This window comes from Alkalimonas sp., assembly GCF_020831925.1.
Classification (GTDB): Bacteria; Pseudomonadota; Gammaproteobacteria; order Enterobacterales; family Alteromonadaceae; genus Alkalimonas.
This window is the reverse complement of the sequence record NZ_JAFIFQ010000018.1, coordinates 39,105-61,430: the sequence shown is the minus strand read 5'-3', so window position 1 is coordinate 61,430 and position 22,326 is coordinate 39,105. Positions and strand designations below refer to the sequence as shown.

The window sequence follows — 22,326 nt, the reverse complement described above, 5'->3', positions numbered from 1 at the left end:
AGTGTGGCATTCGCCATGCGAGAGTAGTACACCGCCAGGCACCCAATAAAGCCAAGAGCCCACTCAACCGAGTGGGCTTTTTGCGTTGCAGCGTCTGACGGAGCACTCCGCATGGCAGCCACAGCGCTGCGCTGGCTGTTGTGGCGAGCCTGTATGAGTGTTTCAGCCTAAAGCCATAAGCGTTTGATAGTCTGCCTCAGAGAGTAAACCCCGGTAATGTAATCCCGCCAGTCCTTGCAAGCCACCGGTATGGAAGAAGCTAATGCAGCTGCCTTTAGGAAATGTTCCCTGTGTGATCAACTGGTACAGTGCATGCATCGCTTTACCAGTGTAGATAGGCTCGAGCATGATTTGGTGGCGCTGTCTGAAATCCAGACAAAACTGCAGCAGCCCTGCATCAAAACGGCCATAGCCCTTACCGGCATAGGAAGTCACCAGCTGCCAGTTGCTTGCGTGTTGGCAAAAATGCGTCACCTTATCCGGCAAAGCTGTATCTTTAACCACGGCTATACCAATCACCTGAGCATCTGGGTTACCAAGAGCGAGCCCGGCGATGGTGCCGCCACTGCCGGTGGCTGTGACAATAAACTGGCTCCGCCCATCTGGGGTCATCGTTAAATCAAGCTCACTCACGCCTTGCACACCAAGCTTTGAAGTACCTCCCTCCGGTACCATCAGAAAATCTGGATAGCGCTGCTGCAGCTGAGCCAACCAGTCGAGGTTGTTACGCAAACGATACTCAGTGCGGCTTACCGGAACGAGTTGCATACCTAAGGCATGGCATTGCTTCAGGGTTGGGTTTTTTGCATCCACCTGATCGGTGCGAACCATGCCAATAGATAACATGTTGTGTTGCTGGCATGCTGTGGCTGTGGCTGCAAGGTGATTAGAAAAAGCACCACCAAAGGTCAAGATACCCTTTTTACCTTGCTGCTGGGCCAGTTTAAGCGGATAGTGAAGTTTGAGCCGTTTGTTTCCGGAGAGTGCATCTGTTGACCGAGCAGCTTGATATAACCACAGCTTAAGTTGATGCTGATCAAACAAAGGATCGTAGATTTGTTGCCAGTTATTTGCTGGCTTCTTGTTCATCATGCTAAGCTGAACCTGAAAGATACCTGAATACAATCACAACAATAATAAAGTCGTTTATTATAGCGGCTTAGCAAACAGGTTATAGCGTTTATGTGGGCATCGCTACGAAAGCTTTTCGATAAACAGACGCATCATCATGCTGTTGCTGGTCTGCATTGGCAGGAAGACAGCTGTAGTATTATCGTGCTGACAAAACAAGGTGACTCCATGCAGTGCACCTTTCGGCGCACTCTGAGCTTTCAGGGTGCTGATTGGGCCAAGCCGTTGGAACAGTGTTTAAAAGAACTACCTGCTGTGGCCGATGTTTTGCTGGTACTGGCACCGGAGTTTTATCAGTTGGTGCAAGTTGATAAGCCACAAGTCCCAGAAGCCGAATTAAAAGCAGCTTTGCGTTGGCAATTGAAAGAGTTGGTGAGCTTAGAGCTGGATGATATGCAGTTTGATTATCTGGACTTACCAAGTTCGCACCAGCAACAAATGCCACGCCTACAGTTAGTTGTCAGCAGTCAGGATCAATTGCGAGAGCTGGTTCGTTGTGTCCACCAAGCTAAGCTTCCCATTACTACTATCCTGCCTGAAGAGTGGCTGTTAAAAGACCTCATACCTGCACAGCCTCAACCGACTCTGGTACTTTCGCATCGCAGTGGTCAGGATATTTCCATGATGATTGTACGGGGGGCACAGGTTTGTTTTTCCCGACGTATCCGCGGCTTACAGCAACTGGAACAGCTTAGTCTGGATGCCTTGCAGCAAGGCTACCTGGATACCTTGGGACTGGAAGTGCAGCGCTCCGTGGATTATTTCGAAGGTCAGATGAAGCAAGCGCCTGTGAAACACATGTTTCTGGCATTGGATACCGAACTGCAGGAGAATATCGCTGGCTTTTTCCGCGAACTGGGCTTTGCCAAAGTCGAGTTGATGGATTTCAGTCAGTGGTTTCCAGACTTACCACTTGTGCAACAGGCGCAATTTGCTGTGCCTTTGGCCGCGGCACTTGGCTCGCAAGTATTAGCTGTGCAGGAGATCAAGCTTGAAAACGCACGTTAATTTATTTGAGCAATCATTGCTGCCAGTTGCCGAACAGTGGAGCCTGCCACAGCTTAGCCTGCTACTTGGTGGGTGTGCCGCAGTGTTGTTGCTGCTGTTTGGGAGCATTAGTTACCAGCAGCAGCAGGTCAATAGCCGCCTACAACAATCACAGCAACAGCTGACGCAACAGTTGCAACAACAAGAACAGTTCCAGCAGCTGTTGCAGCAACGAACAGCATCTACAGAATTATTGGCAGCCCAGTCAGCATTGCAAGCACGTATCCAACGTACTGAGCGGATCATGCAGCTACTTCAGCAACAACAGCAACTGCAAGTACGATTTTCTGAGGTATTGGCGCATTTAGAAATAGCCGATGTGCCTGAGCTTTGGCTGAGCGATTTCAAGTTGCAGCAACAGCGCAGCAGCTTTACTGGCTATGCATTACGTTCTGCTGAGGTTCCAGGTTGGTTGTCCCGGTTGGCCCAGCATCCCTACTTTAAAGGACAAAGTTTTCAGCGGCTGAAGCTGGAGCATACCGATGATGCCGGACTTTTGTTGTTCCAGGTTGAGGCGCAGCCGGGGAGTGCTTTATGAACTGGCTGCAGCTAAGAAACAAATTTCAGCAACTGCAACTGCGTGAACGTCGATTGGTATTTTTTGCCAGCCTAGGTTTGTTGGTTTGGTTGATGGTTATTGTACTGCTGGAGCCAGCATGGTTGTCGTTGCAGCAGCAGAGAACGCAGCTGGTCAGTGTTGAGGAACAAGTGAGGCAAACAGAGCTCGGGATCGCTGCTTTGCAAAGCGAGCTAGGCCGTGACATTAACCAGCAACATCGTCAGCGGATCCAGCGTCAGGAGCAGCGTTTGAGCCAGTTGGAGCAGGAGTTGGCTGAGCGCACAGTTCATTTTGTCGGGGCGGATAAAATGCTGCCTATGTTGCAAAGTCTGTTACTTAACGATAGCCGGGTCCGTCTGATGTCATTAAATAGCATGACGCCACAAGCGCTGGCCTATGACGAGAGCCAAGTGCCATTACTATTTGAACACAGTATCCGTTTGGTGATTCAGGGCAACTTCCAAAATCTGACGGAGCTGCTCTCTAGCTTGGAGCAGCTACCATGGCAGCTAGGCTGGCGAAGCTTGCATTACCGAGTGCTCGATCATCCATTGGCTGAACTTTCGATTGAACTTGTCACGGTGGGGGACCATGCAGATTTTATTCAGCTTTAGTGTACTGCTGTTGGTAAGTTTTGCTGTCTGTGCGGATCCTACCAGGCCAGCCAGGGCGATAGCCAGTGCTGCTCAGCAACAAGAGGCAACCAGTCTGCAGTTGCATTTAATACGCTGGCAGGAATCTGGTGCTTTGGCAGTGGTTAATGGGCAACTCCTTAAAGCTGGCGATGAGATTCATGGCTATGTGCTACAGGCCATACATCCTGACCACGTGGTGTTGGCACGGGCAGGTGAGCAACTTCAACTATTTCTATTCCAAAAGATGACACACAATGACGAATAAACCCTATTTCAAGCAGTTAACATTGAGCTGTGCTGTGGCATTGGTACTGAGTGGTTGTCAAGGGATGCAGGTTGGGCATCAGGCTCAGCAGGCAAAAGCTGAGCTGGAGCAAGCCGCAGCAGCACGTTCGCAGCCTGCTACGGCTGAGCCGCGGGCTAGCGTGCCGCCTTCGGTGACGCAAGACTTGCTTAATGCGGCCAGTACCTTGCCAGAGCCTGTGGTGATGCAACCACGCTTTAATGTGGCAGCAACGCAGGTGGAGCTGCCGGATTTCTTTGCGTCGCTGGTTGCCGATACCGATTACAGCATCGCAGTGCATCCGGAAGTGCAAGGGCGTATCAGTTTGAATCTGCGGCAGGTGACACTGCCGGAGGCTTTAGCTGTTGTCCAGGATTTATATGGTTTTGATATTCGTCGGCATGGACGGGTGTACCAGGTGATGCCTGCTGGGCTTCGGACGGAAACCATAGCCGTTAACTACTTGATGTTAAAGCGAAGTGGCTTCTCGGCCATTTCGGTAAACTCTGGTGGGGTGTCGCAAGACATGCGCAGTGGCAACCAACAAGCTGGGCGCTTTGGCCAGCAAATGAGTTCAATGGCTCAAAACCCGATGTTGGGTGGCCAACAGGGTATGCAACAGCAGTTCAGCGGCAGCAATATTCATAGCGAGAGTGAAACTGATTTTTGGAAAGATCTGCAAGGGGCTTTACAGCAGATGCTGGGCTCTGGACCAGAACGTATGGTGGTGGTCAGTCCGCAGGCCGGCTTGGTGACGGTTCGAGGCATGCCTGATGAGATCGCTGCCGTACGTACTTTCCTGGGGGTTGCAGAGCAGCACTTGCAGCGTCAAGTGATTCTGGAAGCCCGTATTATTGAAGTGACTCTGAGTGATGAATACCAGCAGGGTATTAACTGGAGTAATGCGCTGGCTTCTGTGCGCTCTACCGACTTTAATTTCACTACCAGCGGTGTTACACCTGGCAATCCGACCAGTGCGGCCCTCGGTGGGGTCACGGCAATTTCATTTAGCAATGCTGATTTCAATGGTGTGATCAATTTGCTGGAAACTCAAGGCAGTGCCCAAGTCCTATCCAGCCCTAGAGTGACCGCCATCAACAACCAAAAAGCCGTGATTAAAGTAGGCCAGGATGAGTACTACGTCACCAACATTAGCAGTGATACCACTGCCACGGTTGGCGGGACCATTAGTACACCATCGATCGAGTTGCAGCCTTTTTTTTCGGGGATTGCACTGGATGTAACACCACAAATTGACCAGCATGGTCAGGTTATTTTGCATGTGCACCCTTCGGTCACCGAGACTGCCGAGCAAATTAAAACTATCCGCTTAAGCAATGAAGATATTGTGCTGCCATTGGCTCGGAGCAATATTCGTGAATCGGATACCATTATCCGGGCTCGCAGTGGTGAAATTGTGGTGATTGGAGGGTTAATGCAATCGGTCAGCACGGACATGGTTTCACGCACGCCGATCCTTGGCTCAATTCCATTGTTGGGGCAGCTTTTTACCAGCAAGAATACGTTGGAGCAGAAAAAAGAACTGGTAATTTTACTGCGTCCTGTGGTGGTGGAGCCGGAACAATGGCAGCCGCACATTCAGCAGTCGGCAGATAGTTTGAATCGTTGGTACCCTTAGGGGCTGTGCATGTACCTTCAGCACTTTGCACTGTCGCAGTTGCCTTTTAGCCTAACGCCCAACACGGCATTTTATGTGGGCCTTGCACCGCATCAGCAGGCGTTCGAAGTGTTGCAGACGGCACTGACTGCCGGTGAAGGTTTTATCAAGATTATCGGCGAAGTGGGTACCGGTAAGACGCTCTTATGCCGCAAACTGCTGCATACGGCACCAGCTCACTGGCGTCTTGCTTATCTGCCTGATCCGGCCTTATCGCCCATAGAGCTGCGCTGGGCCTTGGCAGCGGAGCTTGGGCTTCAGTATTCAGGTAATATCGATCAACAGCAATTGCATCAGCTGCTGCAACGGCATTTGTTGTTGCTGGCAGCCAGAGAGCAGCAAGTGATCCTGGTGATTGATGAAGCTCAGGCACTGCCTGATGAAACCTTGGAGGCTTTACGTTTACTGACCAACCTGGAAACAGAACAACGTAAATTATTGCAAGTGGTGCTGTTCGCTCAGCCGGAGCTGGATCTGCGACTGGCCAAGCATCAATTTCGTCAGTTGCGCCAACGCATTAGTTTTTCCTACCGTCTGAGGCCAATGACAGTCGCTGAAGTCGCTGCCTATGTGCAGACACGATTAAGTATTGCGGGGAATCCACAACTTCGTTTTAGTCCCTTTGCGCTCAATCGACTGGCCAGTTGTAGTCGAGGGATCCCCCGGCTGGTGAATGTGTTAGCGCATAAGGCCATGATGCTGGCGTATGGGCGAGGTCAGCAGCAGATCAATTGGTGGCATGTCCGCGCTGCGGCAAAAGATACTGAAGATGTACAACCAGAACCTGCTTTCATCTGGTTGTCTGCTGCACTGATGGTTTTCATTCTTTTGGGGACTTTACTCTGGCAGTGGGGGCCTTTATGAGTGTGATCAATCAGATGCTCAAGGATCTGGATAAGCGCAAAGCTGGGGTGAAGCCTGCCCAATCCTTACCGCCACCGGTCGTCGCAGTACGGCATCGCCTGCCGCTGTGGCTGTTGATTGGCCTGGCGGTCATCGTTATTGCTCTGGCACTATGGTGGTTTTGGCCCGGTATCAGCAGCAAGCCAGTGCCCCCTGTTTTGTTGTCGCAGGCTCAGCTACCTGAAGACGCTCCACAGCAGCTGCCGATGGAAGCGTTAGGAAAAGCGCAGCTCAATGAGGCAGATTCGAAGCAACAGTCTGGAACCGAGCAGCGTTCAGTTCAACCCTATGCAACAGAACTGCCACAGCCGACTTCAGAGCCAACACAGATAATAAATCCGGAGCCCGAGGTAGTGGTGGCAGAACAAACGCCCCAGTCTGAACCCTCTAAACCGGTGCAAGCAGCCATAATCAGCGGTGAGGCCAGCGAGCCGGCGTCGCCTCAGTTAAGAGTAGAGCGAGTGACGCTCAGTCCAGCTGAGCAGCAACAACGTCTGAGTCAGCAAGCCCGGCAAGCAGAGCAGGCGGGCCGCGCTTCAGAAGCCCGCGCGTACTGGCAGCAACTGCAGGTTATGGCACCGCAGCAATCCGAGGCCTATGTGGCGCTGGCCAGGATGGCGCAGCAGGGCGGGCATGAAGCCGGCAGCCAGTACTGGTTGCAACTAGGGTTAGAGCAAGGGGCTGATGTTCATCAGCTGGCTCCACTGCTGGCGGCCAGTTATGCCCGGCAGCAGTTGTGGCAGCCCGTGTTGCAAGTGCTAGAGCTACTGCCTGAAACGGGGTTGCGACCGGCAGAGCTCGCCATGCGGGCGGCCGCCTGGCAACAGCTGGGCCAGCATCAGTCTGCTTTGACTGCTTTTGAGCAACTTGGTCAGTTGGAGCCACATCAAGGTCGCTGGTGGTTAGGGATGGCTATAAGCTCCGATGCTCTGGGGCAACGGCAACAAGCAGCCCGACAGTTTCAACGCAGCTTGCAACTTGGGGAGGATCTTACCCCAGCAAGCAAAGATTATATCCGGCAACGGTTACAGGAGCTTAACTAGGCGATGGCTAAACCTAAACTAAAAATGCGGCTGGGTGATTTGCTGGTGCATGAACAGATGATTACTGACCAGCAGCTGGAGCAAGCACTGGCTGAGCAGCGTTTGACCGGCCGCAAGTTGGGTGCCACGCTGATCGATCTAAACCTGCTGCAGGAAGATGAGCTGCTGCATTTTTTAGCGCAGCAGTTAAACGTACCATTTCTCGACTTAAGTCAGCAGCGATTGGATCCGAAGGTAGCGCAGCTCTTGCCCGAAGTGCATGCACGCCGTTCCAGAGCTTTGGTACTGGAAGCCAATGAGCAGCGCGCCTTATTGGGCATGAGCGACCCGGCCGATCTTTCAATTTTAGACCAGCTTGCCCCCATGCTGGCCCCGCGGCAAATTCAGATCGCCGTAGTGCGTGAAAGTCAGCTGATGGAGGCTTTTAACAATCTGTATCGCCGCACCAAAGAGATTGAGAGCTTTGCAACGCAATTAAAAGAAGAGTATGCCGAAACCGGCGAGTTTGACTTCAATGCACTGAATCTGGATACCGAATCCGATACTACCATCGTCAAGTTGTTGCAGTCGGTGTTTGAAGATGCGGTCCAGGTGCGGGCTTCGGATATTCATATTGAACCGGATGAAAAGCTGATCCGCATCCGTCAGCGGGTGGATGGTGTCTTGCAGGAAAGTACGCTGAATGAGGTCAGTATTGCGTCGGCATTGGTCCTGCGACTAAAGTTGATGGCCAATTTGGATATCTCGGAAAAACGTCTGCCGCAGGATGGCCGTTTTCAGATCCAAGTAAAAGGCCATAAGATTGACGTGCGCTTATCTACCATGCCGGTGCAATACGGTGAGTCGGTAGTGATGCGATTGTTAGACCAAACCGCAGGTTTACTGTCGCTGGAACAAACCGGTATGCCGGCTGACTTTATTCGTAAGTTGCGTCAGTTAATAAAAAGCCCACACGGCATGATTTTGGTGACTGGCCCTACTGGCTCAGGCAAGACGACTACCTTGTATGGCTTGCTTAGTGAGCTGAACCAAGAAGGCAGTAAAATAATTACGGTGGAGGATCCGGTCGAATACCGCATTTCCCGTATCAATCAGGTTCAGGTGAACTACAAGATTGGTCTGGGTTTTAGTGAAGTGCTAAGAACTACGTTGCGGCAAGACCCAGATATTATTATGGTCGGGGAAATGCGCGATCAGGAAACCGCTGAAATGGGACTGCGCGGTGCTTTGACCGGTCACCTGGTGCTCTCTACCCTACACACCAATGATGCAGTGACCAGTACATTACGATTAGTGGACATGGGAGCGGCCCCTTACCTGGTGGCCAGCTCATTACGGGCTATTTTGGCACAGCGGTTGGTGCGACGGATTTGTGACAATTGCAAAGAGCCGTATCAACCGGATGAGCTGGAGCAAAACTGGCTGCGACACAGCAAGGCGGACCCTCTGGCTCAGTACTGGCATGGCAAGGGCTGTCAGTCCTGTCATCACACAGGATTCAAAGGCCGGGTTGGCGTCTTTGAGTTGTTGATCCTCACCAAGCCATTGGCCGACGCGCTCAGGCGGGGCGATAACGAAGGCTTTGTCTCGCTGGCTTATCACAGTGAGCACTTCCGAAGTCTGGGCCAAATGGCACTGGATTATGCCCAGCAAGGCGTCACCACCCTGGATGAAGTAATCCGGGTCTCTGAGTACCTCGATACCGAGGCTGGTTCTGCGGGTAGTACGCATGGCTGAGTTTCGTTATCAGGCCCGCGATAGTCAGGGTAGAGCTGTGCAGGGGCAGATAGAGGCGGGCTCCGAAGGTGGTGTGGCTGATCTGTTGCGTCAACGCCAGCTGATCCCTGTATCGATTGAAGCATTACCGCAGCAAGCGGCTACGGAGATTCGCTGGCTGCAGTGGAGCAGGGGCATCAGCCTGACCGAACTGACCATGTTTTGTCGGCAGATGTATGCCCTGATGAAAGCCGGTATTCCAATGATTCGTGCTATCGAAGGGCTGGCCAACAGTACCAGCTCTCCTCGTCTGCAACAGATCCTGCTCGAACTCGAGGGGGAGTTGGAGAAAGGCCGCACATTATCCGTAGCGATGTCGGCCCATCCCAAGGTGTTCACTCGTTTGGTGGTCAGTATTGTGCATGTGGGTGAAAATACCGGTCGGTTGGATGAGGCTTTTTTACAGTTATCCGAATACCTGGAGCAAGAGCAGGAAACCCGGAAACAAATCAAACAAGCGACCCGTTACCCGACCTTTGTACTGATAGCATTGGCGGTGGCTATGGTGATACTGAATCTACTGGTAATCCCCCAGTTTGCCTCAATGTTTGCCCGTTTTAATGCGGAGCTGCCCTGGTCCACCCAGGTCCTGTTAGCAACATCTTCATTTTTCCAGAATTACGGCTGGCTGTTGTTGCTGGCTTTACTGTTCGCTGGTGGATTGTTGCGCTATAGCATTGAAACTGACAAAGGCCGGGTGCGCTGGGGGCATTTCAAGCTGCGGGTACCTTTGGTTGGCGATATCATCAACCGCGCTACGCTGGGGCGTTATGCCCGCAGTTTTGGCTTGATGTTGCGAGCTGGTGTACCAATGACTACTGCCCTTAGCCTGGTCGCCGAAGCGGTGGATAATGCCTACCTGGGCGATAAAATTCGCGAGATGCGTCGGAAAATTGAACGGGGTGAAAGCCTCTACCGGGTCAGTGCCCAAAGCCAGATGTTTACCCCGCTGGTGATGCAGATGGTGGCGGTAGGTGAAGAAACTGGCCAGATGGATGAGATGCTGGCAGAAGTCGCCAGCTTTTATGAACGCGAAGTCGCCTACGATTTAAAAACCCTGACTGCACGGATTGAGCCAATTCTAATCACCATAGTAGCCATCATGGTGTTGATCCTGGCGTTAGGTATTTTCACCCCAATGTGGGATATGCTCAGTGCCTACAGGGGAGGGAATTAGCGCTGTCGAAAAAGCGTGTAATTTTAACAAGTCGCTCTATACTAAAACAAAGCAACTCAGGAGATTGACGATGAAAAAGCAAGCAGGTTTTACCCTGATAGAACTGGTGATAGTGGTTATCATCTTAGGCTTACTGGCTGCCACTGCGCTGCCACGATTTTTAAATATTACCGAGCAAGCGGAAGAAGCTGCGGTTGAGGGCATTGCCGGTGGCTTTGCTTCAGCTGTGGGCCTGGTTCGGGCTCAGTGGGAGGTGGCTGGCCGGCCGGTTGATAATGTTGGCGCAAATGTGACGTCTGTGGCTGTTGATGGTGCTGTGGTTGGAATTAATACCGAAGGCACTGTGCGCGGCTATCCCACCGGTGAACCAGTAACCAACACCAATGTCAGTGCCATGAGCGCAGATCGCTGCCTGCAGACACTGAATCTGATTTTGCAAAATCCACCATCAGCCAGCACTACCTTCGCCACAGCTAATACCCTGTTTGTTCGTTACGAAGCACCTGACTGTTTCTACCATCAAACCACCGGCCTTGGTTCCGCCCCAACAAATATCAGTGCCAGCAATGGTTTTAGTTACAACCCTTCCACGGGACAAATCAGTATCTTTTTAAATAAACCATAATCGCCCAGAGGTTTTACATGCAGAAACAACAAGGTTTTACATTGGTAGAGTTGATCATCGTGATCGTGATTCTGGGGATATTGGCCGTTACAGCAGCTCCGCGGTTTTTAAATATATCCGGGGATGCGCGTGCCAGTACGCTAAATGCAGTCAAGGGTTCTTTGGAATCAGCCTCTGCATTGGTGTACGGCAAAGCCATTATTGCCGGAGTGCAGAATAACGCGACTGGCACTGTAACGGATGCTGCAGGTGAGATTGCTACGGCTTTTGGCTACCCAGCCGCGACCGTAGCGGTTATGGGCATTATTCTGGACCTGGATGGCGATGACTGGACGGTGGCGGCAGTCCCCGCTTCCGATCCAGCGAGCGTTGCCATTACGCCCGATGGAACCGCTTATACGGCTACCGTAGCAGAGGCTTGTCAGGTGCTGTACACTCAGTCTACTGCTGCCCTGGCGAAACCCACCATCGTTGTGCAATCGGCTGGTTGCTAGTTAAGGAGCCAGTATGATCAGGCAGTACGTGTCACCCAAAGGCTTTACCCTGGTAGAGCTGATTGTGGTGATGGTGCTGCTTGGTATCCTTAGTGTCACCTTGCTGCCCCGCTTTTTAAGCGGGGCAGGTACGTCTGAATACCACTATCGGGACCAGGCGCTGGCCATACTACGCCGGGTGCAGATCCAGGCGATGCAGTGCACCGACGCTACTTTTTGTCCGGGCAGCGCTCTGCAACTGAGCAGCTCAGCCTTTGGTACCAGTACTGACTGCCGCAACGACGCCACCCACCTTTGTATCGACAGCCGAGACAATGTCACTTTAGCTGCTAATTTTAGTCAGTTAAGCTTTGATGCTCTGGGTCGCCCGCAAGGGTGTGCTGCGGCCACGCCAGCCTGCACGCTGACTATCACTGGCAGTAATAGCCTGCAGATTTGCCTTGAAAGTGAGGGGTATATCCGGTCATGTTAAACGGCAGTCAGCGAGGTGTGACCCTGATCGAGCTGGTGATTGGCATCACGGTGCTAGCGGTAGCGCTGACGCTTATCACAGCCGTTTTGTCGCCTTTGTTTGTGCGTAGTACCGACCCCTGGCATCAGGTACGGGCGTCAGAGCTTGGCCATAGCCTGATGAATGAAATTCTGGCCCGCGCTTTTGATGAACAAAGTGATCGCAGTGGTGGTTTGCTGCGCTGCGATGAGTTAACCCTTGGGGCTGAGCCCTGCACCGCAGAGGCTGGCTTTGGTCCGGATGGTGCGGAAACCCGGTTGTGGTTTAATGACGTGGATGATTTTGATGGCTTTGGTGTTGAAGGTGCCGATATTTTAACCAATATCCTGGCGCTGGAGCTAGCCGAGGCCTACCGCAATTATCGGGCTGAGGTCCGGGTGCGTTATGCTGGTTCAGAGCTGGGCCTGTCCAATCGCTCAGTCAAACGTATTGACGTGGTGATTACCACCCCCACCAACAGTGCTATTGTGTTCAGTGCTTATAAGGGGAACTGGTGATGGTCAGCCGCGGTTTTACCCTGATTGAGCTGATTACCAGCATTGTCTTGTTGAGTATTTTGGCTATTTCAGTCACCAGCTTTATAGGCTTTGCAGCCCGGATGTATGTCGATGTCAGTGAGCGTGAGCAAGTATTGGGACAAAGCCGTTTTGCCATTGAGCGGCTTAGTCGTGAGTTGCGAAGTGCCGTGCCTAACAGCGTCCGTATCGCAGGAAGTGGCGCTTTGCAATGTGTGGAGTTTACGCCCTTTGTGCTAAGTGGCTTGTATCTGCAGGCGCCAATGAGTCCGGATACGGCCGCCGAGCTTGCGCTGGCCAGCGCTACTGGCTTTGCCGGCGTGCAGGGCAATGAACGCTTGGTGATTTACCCGCGTGAAACAGCGGATATTTACGATGCAACGCGGGCATACAATGTGCTACTAAATGGCATAACCCCGGATGCTTCCGGCTCAGAAGCCGTCGCTCATCTGGCTGCAAGTCACAGCTTTCCACAGCACTCCCCTGAGCGGCGTTTTTATCTGCTGGAAACACCGGTTAGTTATTGTGTGCAGGGCAGTCAGTTATGGCGCTATGCGGATTATGGTTTTGCTGCCACTCAGCCTGAACCTGCAGCCATGGGGGCAGGTGTTTTGATGGCTGAGGGATTAAATACGACCGCCCTGCCTTCAGGGCAGGTATTTCGCTACGATGCCCCTGTGCTAAGCCGCAATGCCGTGGTACATATTGTGCTGAACTTTGGTAGTACGCTGACCGAGGACTTGTTTTTTAATCACGAGGTGCATCTGCCTAATGTACCCTAATCCTCGGCAACACCAAGGCAGTGCATTGGTGGTGGCAATTTTTGTCATCGTGGTGATCTTTGGCCTCTTGCTGGCCATGAGCCGAATCTTGCTGAGCAGCAGCGAGTCGGTGGTGTATGAAGTACTGGGAACCCGTGCGCTTTTGGCTGCACAAAGCGGACTGGAGCTGGCTGCCACTCAGCTGTTCCCCCTGGAGCAAGAGACTGCATCGTGCGCTGCCGTCTCTGCGCAATTTATATTGACTGGCCATGGCCTAAGCAATTGCCGTGTGCGACTTTCCTGTTCAGCTTCAGTTTCGCTTGATACCGGCACCAGCCAGGGGCAACTTTTCTTGTTGCAAAGTAGTGGCGAGTGCCGTAGTCAGTCTGATTGGTCAATGCCTTGTCAAAATGCGGAGCTCTGTGCCAGCCGTACGGTGCAGATGGAGGTCGGGTTCTAATGCAGCGATTACTAAACTCGTGTTGTGTTTTTCTTTGTCTGCTCTTTGCCAGTTCGTTGTGGGCACAACCAAATTGTCAGGAGTTGTATGCCAGCCCTAGTGGCATTAATCCGAATCTGGGGGCTAATGGTATCAGTCCATTTGACCTTGCTAATGTTCCCTGGCAAACGACACCCTGGCCAACCAGCGGTAGCACTTTAAATAGTGGCAGCTATTATTTTGGTACATTAAATACCAATAACTTTTATCAGTTATCCATTGCCAGTGGCGCTCGCGTTACCATCTTTGTGAATGATAACCTTTTTACGAATAATTTTCTGCGATTGAATGCCAGCGGTAACCCGGAGCAGCTCACCATAGTGGTGCGTAGCAATGTGTCCATTAATAATCAGGCTGAGATCAACGGCTTAATTTATGCTGCTGGTAGTATCAACATTAATAATAACGATGTAATTGTCGGTGGTCTGGCAGCTACAGGCAGCATTAGTGTTGGTACCAATACCGTGGTCACCCGGGATGATACCGCTATTGAGCAGCTTGAGTTACCTGGTTTATGCACAGCAAGCCCAGTCACAGTGCCTGATCCCAGAGCGTTGTATCCGCTGGATTTATGCAACACGCTAAATAACAGTGTGGTGGAAGATTTGATGCAGCAATACCCAGCGACCGGATATCAGTTAACACCCGCCAATGGGAAGGTAGTGGCTGGCGCTAACTTTAGCTCGGCCGGTATGAGTCGGGTAGAATTACCGTCTGGGTTGCTCAATGGCTTAACTGACTTCAGTGTGTCTTTGTGGTTTAAGGCCGATGCCAGCAATAGCTTCCGGCAAATCCTTTCCGCATCTAACAACAGCCAAGATACGGTTTTAGAGCTCTATGTCCGTAACAATAATGTGCTGCGGGCTGGTTTGTTAGGTGTTTATTATGCCTTTGGTTCGCCCGAGCCGGTATTAACCAACAACAACTGGTACCACACCACTTTAACCCGCAGCGGCAATCAACTGTGCCTCTATCTGAATGCCAACCTGGTGCAGTGCCAAACAGCATCGGCAGCAGCGCTGTCGGTAACCCGGGCAGCTTTGGGGGTCTGGTGGCAAGCCAATGGCACTATGTCTGATCCATTTCTAGGTGATCTGGATGAAGTGCTGTTTTTTTCATCGGCGCTGTCTGCCCGTCAGATCCAAACCATCTACAACAATCAGAATGATGGGCGCAACTACGATGGTACGGTGCGACAGAGTACTTGTCTGGGGTGTTTTAATGATAATTTTTCAGGTGGTGTTTTATCGGAGGATTGGGTTACTTCTCGCAGCAGCGGTAGTTTTACCCCTTCCATCGTTGATGGCCGCTTACGCTTAACTCAGGCGGTCGGTAACCAATCGACATCCGTAACTTATCAGCGCTTGTTTCCGGCCGCAGATAATCTGGTAGTTATTGAGTTTGATTATTTTGCCTGGTCCCCGGCCACAGGGCTTGGTGCCGATGGGGTGGCGGTGATTTTATCGGATGCCAATGTCACACCTCAACCAGGAAGCTTTGGTGGCTCGCTTGGCTATGCACAGCGAAACAATGGCGATCCTGGGTTTGCAGGTGGCTGGTTGGGTATTGGCTTAGATGAATGGGGTAATTTTTCCAACCCGACCGAAGGACGGGTTGGAGGACCAGGGTTTCGGCGCAATGCCATTGCTATTCGGGGCTCTGCATCCAATCAATACCGTTATCTGGCCGGTACCGCTGCTAATTTATCTCCTGCCATCGATCAGCGGCCAAGTCCCTCCGCAGCACCTGGACATCGCTATCGCATCGTGATTGATTCGCGTATTTCAGGTCAGGCTCTGGTGTCGGTAGAGCGGGATCTGAAAACCGGCGCTGGCTTCCAGTCGTTGGTTTCGCCCTTTAATGCATTGGCTCTGCCTGGTCAGGGCAGTGTGCCGGAGAACTTTTTCTTATCATTTACCGGCTCTACCGGCGGTTCGAACAACAATCATGAGCTGGATAATGTCAGCATCTGCGCCCTGCGCTCTTTACCGGTCGGGGTGCAAATCGATCACTTCGAATTTGATCACACTGGCCAAGCGTTGACTTGTCAGCCTGAAACCCTGACGGTGCGAGCTTGTCTCAATGCAGACTGCAGTCAGTTATACACAGATCCAGTCACTGCAACCTTAAGTCCACAGCCGGTGCCTGGTGGTGAATGGCTGGGAGGCCATGTGATCAACTTTAGCGGCGGTAGCACCACTGTCCAATTGCGTCGAAGTACAGTAGGTGCGGTCACCGTCGGGGTCACCGGCTCTGTGCCCGGCACCCGGCCGCTCAGCTCCACCTTGTGCCGTGCAGGTAGTGGGCCGAAAAATACCGCCAGCTGTACACTTAACTTTGCCAATAGTGGTTTTGTGCTGGAGGTGCCGGATGGGATTGCCAATCAGCCAGAAACCGATGTGCGGCTGCGAGCGGTGCGTCAGAATGAACCGGGCCAGGCCTGTGTGCCGGCCTTTGCCAATGTCAGTCGCACTGTGCAGTTTTGGTCGGATTACATTACGCCTGATGCAAGCGCCCGGCCAGTATCGATGCCGTTGGATGTGAATAATCAAACCATCGGTTTGAGCAGTGCTGCACCATCTGCTCAGACATTGGCTTTTAATGCCAACGGCGAAGCCCTGCTGAGAGTGAACTATGCCGATGCCGGTCGGGTGCAGCTGAATGCCCGCTATCAGGGGGCTAATGTAACCGGTGACGCAGGCCTGGTCCTGCAAGGTGCTACTCAATTCAGCAAACGGCCTTATGGTTTGTGCGTTCAAACAGCAGCAAATTGTGCCGCTGGCAATGCCAGTTGCCCGGCATTTGTGCGAGCGGGCGAAGCATTTAATGTACAGCTAAGTGCTCATGCCTGGCAGAGCGGAGGCTCCTCCATTTGTGATATGCCGGTCACGCCAAACTTTACCCTGGCTGGCATTTCACTTGAGCATGAGCTGGTAGCGCCGTTGGCAGCCGATGGTGCTTTCCAAGGCCAGCTGCAGCCATCCGCCTACCAACATCAACGCTCCGTAACTGCTACCTCAGAGGTGAGTGCGATCTTGTCCGAAGTCGGAGTGTTTCGTATCACTGCCCGGCCTTCCCCTCTGAGCTATCTTGGCATGACGATACCGCCAGCCATCAGTCAACCGGTCGGGCGCATTACACCAGACCACTTTGCCTTGTTGTATGCTGATATTGAGCCGGGTTGTTCAGGCTTTAGCTACATGGGGCAACCAATGCGTTGGTCGATGGCCGTGCAGGCAAGATCCTTATCCGGACAGCGAACCCATAACTACTTCGGGGATTTTGTCCGTATCCCACAAAGTAAGCAGTTGGTGGCTGAGCAGGCTGCAAATGGGCAGGATCTATCGGCCCGGATCAACACCGCAGCTGGGGATTTTAGCTGGCAATTCGGTGAAGCAGTCTGGCTGGAGCAGGAAGTTACTTTTTTACGTTCAAGCGAACCGGATGGCCCTTATAGTCAGCTACAGTTTGGGCTGCGTTTTCAGGATGGAGATAGTATCGGCCTGGACGGGCTTGATATGGATCCACAATCAGCCTCGGACTGTGTTGCTTCGGAAAGCTGCACGGCGGTGCAGCTGGCTGGTTTACAGGATCTACGCTATGGCCGCTTGACACTCGAGAACGCCTTTGGGCCAGAAGACATTCCTTTGCCTCTGATGGTGCGCGCCCAGTACTGGGATGGCCAGCGTTTTCGTTTATCAGAGCTGGATCAATGCACTGCGTTCAGTGCGAGCGCAGCCAGTGTCGAGGCCAGTGCTGGCATGCCGTCGATCACAGTGCAAGGGCCAGGCGGATTGTTGCAAAACGGTCAAAATGAAGCCCAGTCGCTCTGGTTATCTCCTCCTATGGTTCCTGGTTTCTGGCAGTGGCAATTAAGTACCGATGCATGGCTGCAATTCGACTGGAAAGGTGATGGTGTGGAAGACCCAAGTGCAGAGGCTGTCTTTGGTCGTTATCGTGGCAATCCACGGCGAATATTCTGGCGTGAACCTTTGCCTTGAAGACAGGTCAAACCTCTGTTCTTCTCGAAATTACTCTTTCTGTAAGGAATTCAGCAAAAATGCTGGATAAAGCTGTTTTCTTGCGGCATTGTTACATAGAATAACCACAGAATTTTTGTCTATCCGATACCCGAGACTGCAGTCGGTCCCTTTGGTCCTGGCTTGCAGCATCCGGGCTTGAATGAGCATAAGGATCAATCAGTTCCATGTTTAATAAACTGCGCGGTATTTTTTCCAACGACTTATCCATCGATCTGGGTACAGCAAACACACTAATTTATGTGAAAGATCAGGGTATTGTACTGAATGAGCCTTCTGTGGTGGCGATCCGGCAAGAGCGTGCCGGTGGCCCTAAGAGTGTGGCTGCGGTCGGTCATGCGGCTAAGCGCATGTTGGGCCGAACGCCTGGGAATATCAAAGCCATTCGGCCGATGAAAGATGGCGTGATTGCCGATTTCTATGTGACCGAAAAAATGCTGCAGCATTTTATCAAGCAAGCGCACAGCAACAGTTTTTTACGGCCCAGTCCCCGGGTGCTGGTTTGTGTGCCTTGTGGTTCTACTCAGGTTGAACGCCGTGCTATTCGTGAATCGGCACAGGGCGCTGGCGCCCGGGAAGTCTATTTGATCGATGAGCCGATGGCTGCTGCGATTGGTGCTGGTATGCCGGTGTCTGAAGCGACTGGTTCTATGGTGGTGGATATTGGTGGCGGTACCACAGAGGTGGCCATTATTTCCCTAAACGGTGTGGTCTATTCATCGTCAGTCCGCATTGGTGGTGATAAGTTTGATGATGCTATCATCAATTACATACGCCGCAATTACGGAATTTTGATTGGCGAAGCCACAGCAGAGCGTATTAAAACAGAAATTGGCTCTGCCTATCCCAGCGATGATGTGCTGGAAATTGAAGTTCGCGGCCGCAACCTGGCTGAAGGGGTGCCACGCAGCTTTACTATGACCAGCAATGAAATTTTAGAAGCGCTGCAAGAGCCATTGGCTGGTATCGTGAGTTCGGTCATGGTGGCACTTGAGCAATCACCACCAGAGTTGGCTTCAGATATTTCTGAGCGTGGTATGGTCTTGACTGGCGGTGGCGCCTTGCTGCGCGATTTGGATCGTTTGTTGATGGAGGAAACCGGCATCCCGGTAGTGGTGGCTGATGAGCCGCTCACCTGTGTGGCCCGTGGTGGTGGTAAAGCACTGGAAATGATCGATATGCATGGTGGTGATGTCTTCAGTTATGACTAAGTCACAATTCTGGTGGCAGCCCTGCGCTTTTAGGGTTGCCTGATGAATCCAATCTTTGAACGCGGCCCTTCGTTGCGGCTGCGCCTTTTTTTTGCGCTGTTACTGAGTATCGGCCTGATGCTTATTGACCGCTATACCGATAGCTCTACGCAACTGCGCAGTTATCTTACTGCTGCTGTTAGCCCGCTGATTTACGTCGCCAGCCTGCCTCAAGTGATTTTGACTGGTGCTTCTGAGCAGTTTATGTCGCATCAACGTTTGCTGGCAGAAAATGATCAGCTGCGTGAGCGCTTGTTGCGCCAAAGTGGCAATCTGCAGCGGCTTGAGTTCTTACAGCAGGAAAACAACAAGTTACGTGAGCTGCTGGGATCAGCGCCGGTGACCGAAGGCCAGCGGCTGGTAGCGGAAGTGTTGGCCGTGTACAGTCATCCGTTCAGCCACCAGATAGTGCTGAATAAAGGCAGCAACGATGGGGTGACCGAGTTTCAGCCCATTATTGATGAGCTAGGCATTTTGGGCCAGGTGGTCAGTGTTGGTCCCACCAGCAGCCGGGCGCTGTTAATTACCGATACTACTCATGCCATTTCACTGCGGATTGAACGTACTGGCGTTGCGGTAATCGCCGAAGGCTTGGGGCAATGGGATCGCATCCGGTTGGTGCATCTGCCCCACAGTATTGATATTCAGGATGGCGATCGGCTGGTGACGTCCGGCTTGGATGGACGTTTTCCTGAGGGCTACCCAGTAGCGCGGGTAAACCGGATCCAACGTGATGTCAGTCAGCCTTTTTTGCAAGTACAGGCTGAGCCTTATGCGCAGTTAGATCGCATCCGCTATGTGCTGTTGCTCTGGCCGCAGACTGAGCTGGACCAGCAAGGAGACTCCGACTGATGCAACGAGCTAAAGGCATAAGTGTGATTTATTTATCCTTGTTGCTGGCGCTGATCCTGATGGTTATGCCCATGCCTGCTATGGTGAAGCTGTTCCGACCGGATTGGGCACTACTGGTTTTGTTATATTGGGTCTTGGCTTTGCCATTTCGCGCCAACATTGGCACTGCCTTTGTGGTGGGCTTTTTGGTCGATGTGCTGGTAGGGACGGTGCTTGGCGTCAATGCACTGGCTTTTTCTGTGGTAGCTTTTGTGATGGCTGCCAATCATCAGAAAATTCGCAACTTCTCGATTTTACAGCAATCACTATTGGTTGGGTTATTGCTGGCTTTATACCACTTGCTGATTTTTTGGCTCAGCCACTTCTTGACCGGTGTATATTTTTTACCGGATTACCTTTGGCCAGTACTGACCGGTACGCTGGTTTGGCCTTGGTTATTCTGGTTGCTACGCAGGGTTCGACGACAATTTAAAGTACGGTAAGACAAAGGCGATGAAAACAACGATTGGATTGGCTTCAGCCTCCCCGCGTCGGCATGAGCTGCTAAGCTTACTGCAACAGCCCTTTGAACGGGTAAGCATTGATGTGGATGAGCGTTTGCTGCCAACGGAGGCAGCTGTGGACTATGTGCAGCGCTTGGCGCGCACTAAAGCCGAAGCTGGCTGTGCCGCTATTGGCGGCCGGATGCCGGTACTCGGTGCCGATACCATCGTGGTGATTGACAACAAGGTACTGGGGAAGCCAGTGGATGAAGCTGACTTTAAAGCCATGATGCAATTATTGTCCGGCACGGTTCACCAGGTACATACCGCGGTAGCGATTGCATGGCAGGGACGGTTGCTTGAACAGTTGGTGAGCAGCCGGGTACATTTTGCACCCTTGTCCGAACAGATGATCACTGACTATTGGCGCAGCGGTGAGCCTGCCGACAAAGCTGGTGGTTATGGTATTCAGGGCATTGGTGGGCGTTTTGTGCGATACCTGGAAGGGAGTTACAGTGCTGTGGTTGGTCTGCCCTTGTACGAGACCGATCAGCTGCTACAACAGCTGGAGGCAGCCGAATGAGTTCTGAATTACTAATCAATGTAACGCCGAGTGAAACCCGGGTTGCGCTGATTGAAAACGGCGTTTTGCAGGAGGTGCATATTGAGCGCCAGGCCAAGCGAGGCATTGTCGGCAATATTTACGTCGGCAAAGTTAGCCGGGTGTTGCCGGGTATGCAGGCAGCTTTTGTCGATATAGGTTTGGACAAAGCCGCTTTTCTGCATGCGTCCGATATTGTGCAGCCGCAGGTGGCGGATGATGCCGGGCAGGCCGCAATGAACCGGGACATCCGGGGTTTGGTTCGCGAAGGCCAGCTGTTGCTGGTGCAGGTGGTCAAAGATCCTCTAGGTACCAAAGGTGCAAGATTGACCACCGACATTACCCTGCCTTCTCGTTATCTGGTGTTTATGCCCGATGCTAATCATGTTGGTGTGTCCCAGCGCATTGAAAGTGAAACAGAGCGCACGCGTTTAAAAGCTGTGGTTGCAGAGTTTGTCGATGAACACAGCGGCTACATCATCCGGACAGCTGCCGAAGGGGCTGGTGAAGAAGAGCTAAAGCAAGATGCCCGCTTTTTAAAAAAACTCTGGGCCAAAATCAGCAAGCGCAAGCAGAAAACCCGCAAAGAAGGGCGTGTCTATGAAGATCTGAACCTATCCTACCGTATCTTGCGTGATTTTATCGGCACCGATCTAGAACGTATTCGTATCGACTCTAAGTTGACCTACCAGGAGTTGCTGGCGTTTACCGATGAGTTTATTCCGCAGATGACACCACTGCTGGAGTACTATCCTGGCGAGCGGCCGATCTTTGATATGTTTGATGTTGAAAGCGAAATCCAGCGTGCGCTGGAGCGCAAAGTGATGCTAAAAAGTGGTGGTTATCTCATCATTGATCAGACCGAAGCCATGACCACAGTGGATGTCAATACCGGCGCTTTTGTCGGGCATCGTAATCTGGAAGATACCATTTTTAACACCAATATTGAAGCTACTCAGGCCATTGCCCGCCAGCTTAGGCTGCGCAATCTGGGCGGTATCATTATTCTCGATTTCATCGATATGCAAAACGAAGAGCATCAGCGCCGGGTGCTGCACAGCCTGGAGCTAGCCCTAAGTCGCGATCGGGCCAAAACCAACATCCATGGTTTTTCAGCCCTTGGACTGGTAGAGATGACGCGCAAAAGAACCAGGGAAAGTCTGGAACATATCCTCTGTTCTGATTGTCCAGTATGTAAAGGGCGTGGCAGTCTGAAAACAGTTGAAACCGTTTGTTTTGAGGTACTGCGTGAAATTGTCCGGGTGAATCGGGCTTATGATGCTGATGAATTTGTAGTCTATGCCTCGCCAGAAGTAAAAGATGCACTGACCAACGATGAGTTTCATAACCTGGCAGAGGTGCAGGTATTTATCGGTAAGCAAATCAGTGTTCAGGTAGAACCCTTGTACAACCAGGAACAATTTGATGTGGTGATGATTTAGTGCAAAAAGTGGGGCGGTTGTG

Annotated in this window: 22 protein-coding genes; 21 read left to right on the top strand and 1 reads right to left on the bottom strand. The window is 52.0% G+C overall.

All coding sequences use genetic code 11. The features are described from left to right. Positions 1–162 precede the first annotated feature (162 nt). On the bottom strand, positions 163–1,092 hold the full coding sequence (locus tag JJU14_RS07730) for a pyridoxal-phosphate dependent enzyme (RefSeq protein WP_228612248.1): 930 nt from the start codon (positions 1,090–1,092) through the stop codon (positions 163–165). Between the two features lie 207 nt (positions 1,093–1,299). Between JJU14_RS07730 and JJU14_RS07725 the strand changes: the two genes are divergently transcribed. The 21 genes from JJU14_RS07725 (at position 1,300) to rng (ending at position 22,304) form a co-directional block, all read left to right on the top strand. Then, positions 1,300–2,139, top strand: coding sequence for a hypothetical protein (locus JJU14_RS07725; protein WP_228612246.1), 840 nt, complete (start codon positions 1,300–1,302; stop codon positions 2,137–2,139). Next, positions 2,123–2,716 carry a PilN domain-containing protein gene (locus tag JJU14_RS07720; protein ID WP_228612244.1) on the top strand — a complete coding sequence of 198 codons (594 nt, stop codon included), beginning with the start codon at positions 2,123–2,125 and terminating at the stop codon, positions 2,714–2,716. Before JJU14_RS07725 ends, JJU14_RS07720 begins: the two co-directional genes overlap by 17 nt. Continuing rightward, on the top strand, positions 2,713–3,351 hold the full coding sequence (locus JJU14_RS07715; protein ID WP_228612242.1) for a hypothetical protein: 639 nt from the start codon (positions 2,713–2,715) through the stop codon (positions 3,349–3,351). The genes JJU14_RS07720 and JJU14_RS07715 overlap by 4 nt, the downstream gene beginning before the upstream one ends. Further along, positions 3,329–3,637, top strand: a complete 309-nt coding sequence (locus tag JJU14_RS07710) for a hypothetical protein (protein ID WP_228612240.1) — start codon at positions 3,329–3,331, stop codon at positions 3,635–3,637. The genes JJU14_RS07715 and JJU14_RS07710 overlap by 23 nt, the downstream gene beginning before the upstream one ends. Further along, positions 3,627–5,294: a pilus (MSHA type) biogenesis protein MshL gene (mshL, locus tag JJU14_RS07705; RefSeq protein ID WP_228612238.1), complete on the top strand. Its 1,668-nt coding sequence runs from the start codon at positions 3,627–3,629 to the stop codon at positions 5,292–5,294. The genes JJU14_RS07710 and mshL overlap by 11 nt, the downstream gene beginning before the upstream one ends. Before the next feature lie 9 nt (positions 5,295–5,303). Beyond that, positions 5,304–6,197: an AAA family ATPase gene (locus JJU14_RS07700; RefSeq protein WP_228612236.1), complete on the top strand. Its 894-nt coding sequence runs from the start codon at positions 5,304–5,306 to the stop codon at positions 6,195–6,197. Continuing rightward, a complete protein-coding gene (locus JJU14_RS07695) occupies positions 6,194–7,279 on the top strand; it encodes a M48 family metallopeptidase (protein ID WP_228612234.1) in 1,086 nt (361 codons plus the stop codon). Before JJU14_RS07700 ends, JJU14_RS07695 begins: the two co-directional genes overlap by 4 nt. A 3-nt stretch (positions 7,280–7,282) precedes the next feature. Next, positions 7,283–9,016, top strand: a complete 1,734-nt coding sequence (locus JJU14_RS07690; RefSeq protein WP_228612232.1) for a GspE/PulE family protein — start codon at positions 7,283–7,285, stop codon at positions 9,014–9,016. After that, positions 9,009–10,232 carry a type II secretion system F family protein gene (locus tag JJU14_RS07685; protein ID WP_228612230.1) on the top strand — a complete coding sequence of 408 codons (1,224 nt, stop codon included), beginning with the start codon at positions 9,009–9,011 and terminating at the stop codon, positions 10,230–10,232. Before JJU14_RS07690 ends, JJU14_RS07685 begins: the two co-directional genes overlap by 8 nt. 70 nt (positions 10,233–10,302) lie before the next feature. Continuing rightward, complete coding sequence (locus JJU14_RS07680; RefSeq protein WP_228612228.1) at positions 10,303–10,857, top strand: prepilin-type N-terminal cleavage/methylation domain-containing protein; 555 nt, start codon at positions 10,303–10,305, stop codon at positions 10,855–10,857. 17 nt (positions 10,858–10,874) lie between these two features. Further along, positions 10,875–11,351: a prepilin-type N-terminal cleavage/methylation domain-containing protein gene (locus JJU14_RS16660; RefSeq protein WP_300976190.1), complete on the top strand. Its 477-nt coding sequence runs from the start codon at positions 10,875–10,877 to the stop codon at positions 11,349–11,351. 13 nt (positions 11,352–11,364) lie between these two features. Further along, positions 11,365–11,823: a type II secretion system protein gene (locus tag JJU14_RS07670; RefSeq protein WP_228612226.1), complete on the top strand. Its 459-nt coding sequence runs from the start codon at positions 11,365–11,367 to the stop codon at positions 11,821–11,823. Further along, positions 11,817–12,359, top strand: coding sequence for a prepilin-type N-terminal cleavage/methylation domain-containing protein (locus tag JJU14_RS07665; RefSeq protein WP_228612224.1), 543 nt, complete (start codon positions 11,817–11,819; stop codon positions 12,357–12,359). The genes JJU14_RS07670 and JJU14_RS07665 overlap by 7 nt, the downstream gene beginning before the upstream one ends. Then, positions 12,359–13,159: a type II secretion system protein gene (locus JJU14_RS07660; RefSeq protein WP_228612250.1), complete on the top strand. Its 801-nt coding sequence runs from the start codon at positions 12,359–12,361 to the stop codon at positions 13,157–13,159. Before JJU14_RS07665 ends, JJU14_RS07660 begins: the two co-directional genes overlap by 1 nt. Next, positions 13,149–13,598 carry a type II secretory pathway component gene (locus JJU14_RS07655; RefSeq protein WP_228612222.1) on the top strand — a complete coding sequence of 150 codons (450 nt, stop codon included), beginning with the start codon at positions 13,149–13,151 and terminating at the stop codon, positions 13,596–13,598. Before JJU14_RS07660 ends, JJU14_RS07655 begins: the two co-directional genes overlap by 11 nt. Next, on the top strand, positions 13,598–17,638 hold the full coding sequence (locus JJU14_RS07650; RefSeq protein ID WP_228612220.1) for a DUF6701 domain-containing protein: 4,041 nt from the start codon (positions 13,598–13,600) through the stop codon (positions 17,636–17,638). The genes JJU14_RS07655 and JJU14_RS07650 overlap by 1 nt, the downstream gene beginning before the upstream one ends. A 206-nt stretch (positions 17,639–17,844) precedes the next feature. Continuing rightward, a complete protein-coding gene (locus tag JJU14_RS07645; protein WP_228612218.1) occupies positions 17,845–18,888 on the top strand; it encodes a rod shape-determining protein in 1,044 nt (347 codons plus the stop codon). 42 nt (positions 18,889–18,930) lie between these two features. After that, positions 18,931–19,779: a rod shape-determining protein MreC gene (gene mreC, locus JJU14_RS07640; RefSeq protein ID WP_228612216.1), complete on the top strand. Its 849-nt coding sequence runs from the start codon at positions 18,931–18,933 to the stop codon at positions 19,777–19,779. Further along, the gene (gene mreD / locus JJU14_RS07635) at positions 19,779–20,261 is read left to right on the top strand and encodes a rod shape-determining protein MreD (RefSeq protein WP_091345170.1); all 483 of its coding nucleotides are present in this window, start codon (positions 19,779–19,781) and stop codon (positions 20,259–20,261) included. The genes mreC and mreD overlap by 1 nt, the downstream gene beginning before the upstream one ends. A 10-nt stretch (positions 20,262–20,271) precedes the next feature. After that, the gene (locus JJU14_RS07630; RefSeq protein ID WP_228612214.1) at positions 20,272–20,844 is read left to right on the top strand and encodes a Maf family protein; all 573 of its coding nucleotides are present in this window, start codon (positions 20,272–20,274) and stop codon (positions 20,842–20,844) included. Beyond that, positions 20,841–22,304, top strand: coding sequence for a ribonuclease G (gene rng / locus JJU14_RS07625; RefSeq protein WP_228612212.1), 1,464 nt, complete (start codon positions 20,841–20,843; stop codon positions 22,302–22,304). Before JJU14_RS07630 ends, rng begins: the two co-directional genes overlap by 4 nt. Positions 22,305–22,326 lie beyond the last annotated feature (22 nt).

What these genes read in the sequence shown, in the direction of transcription:
- JJU14_RS07695 (WP_228612234.1), top strand. Translation starts at nt 6,194, where the DNA reads ATGAGTGTGATCAATCAGATGCTCAAGGATCTGGATAAGCGCAAAGCT.
- JJU14_RS07715 (WP_228612242.1), top strand. Translation starts at nt 2,713, where the DNA reads ATGAACTGGCTGCAGCTAAGAAACAAATTTCAGCAACTGCAACTGCGT.
- mreC (WP_228612216.1), top strand. Translation starts at nt 18,931, where the DNA reads ATGAATCCAATCTTTGAACGCGGCCCTTCGTTGCGGCTGCGCCTTTTT.
- JJU14_RS07660 (WP_228612250.1), top strand. Translation starts at nt 12,359, where the DNA reads ATGGTCAGCCGCGGTTTTACCCTGATTGAGCTGATTACCAGCATTGTC.
- mshL (WP_228612238.1), top strand. Translation starts at nt 3,627, where the DNA reads ATGACGAATAAACCCTATTTCAAGCAGTTAACATTGAGCTGTGCTGTG.
- JJU14_RS07645 (WP_228612218.1), top strand. Translation starts at nt 17,845, where the DNA reads ATGTTTAATAAACTGCGCGGTATTTTTTCCAACGACTTATCCATCGAT.
- JJU14_RS07670 (WP_228612226.1), top strand. Translation starts at nt 11,365, where the DNA reads ATGATCAGGCAGTACGTGTCACCCAAAGGCTTTACCCTGGTAGAGCTG.
- JJU14_RS07725 (WP_228612246.1), top strand. Translation starts at nt 1,300, where the DNA reads ATGCAGTGCACCTTTCGGCGCACTCTGAGCTTTCAGGGTGCTGATTGG.
- JJU14_RS07680 (WP_228612228.1), top strand. Translation starts at nt 10,303, where the DNA reads ATGAAAAAGCAAGCAGGTTTTACCCTGATAGAACTGGTGATAGTGGTT.
- JJU14_RS07650 (WP_228612220.1), top strand. Translation starts at nt 13,598, where the DNA reads ATGCAGCGATTACTAAACTCGTGTTGTGTTTTTCTTTGTCTGCTCTTT.
- mreD (WP_091345170.1), top strand. Translation starts at nt 19,779, where the DNA reads ATGCAACGAGCTAAAGGCATAAGTGTGATTTATTTATCCTTGTTGCTG.
- JJU14_RS07700 (WP_228612236.1), top strand. Translation starts at nt 5,304, where the DNA reads ATGTACCTTCAGCACTTTGCACTGTCGCAGTTGCCTTTTAGCCTAACG.
- JJU14_RS07685 (WP_228612230.1), top strand. Translation starts at nt 9,009, where the DNA reads ATGGCTGAGTTTCGTTATCAGGCCCGCGATAGTCAGGGTAGAGCTGTG.
- JJU14_RS07690 (WP_228612232.1), top strand. Translation starts at nt 7,283, where the DNA reads ATGGCTAAACCTAAACTAAAAATGCGGCTGGGTGATTTGCTGGTGCAT.
- JJU14_RS07655 (WP_228612222.1), top strand. Translation starts at nt 13,149, where the DNA reads ATGTACCCTAATCCTCGGCAACACCAAGGCAGTGCATTGGTGGTGGCA.
- JJU14_RS07630 (WP_228612214.1), top strand. Translation starts at nt 20,272, where the DNA reads ATGAAAACAACGATTGGATTGGCTTCAGCCTCCCCGCGTCGGCATGAG.
- JJU14_RS16660 (WP_300976190.1), top strand. Translation starts at nt 10,875, where the DNA reads ATGCAGAAACAACAAGGTTTTACATTGGTAGAGTTGATCATCGTGATC.
- rng (WP_228612212.1), top strand. Translation starts at nt 20,841, where the DNA reads ATGAGTTCTGAATTACTAATCAATGTAACGCCGAGTGAAACCCGGGTT.
- JJU14_RS07665 (WP_228612224.1), top strand. Translation starts at nt 11,817, where the DNA reads ATGTTAAACGGCAGTCAGCGAGGTGTGACCCTGATCGAGCTGGTGATT.
- JJU14_RS07730 (WP_228612248.1), bottom strand. Translation starts at nt 1,092, where the DNA reads ATGATGAACAAGAAGCCAGCAAATAACTGGCAACAAATCTACGATCCT.
- JJU14_RS07710 (WP_228612240.1), top strand. Translation starts at nt 3,329, where the DNA reads ATGCAGATTTTATTCAGCTTTAGTGTACTGCTGTTGGTAAGTTTTGCT.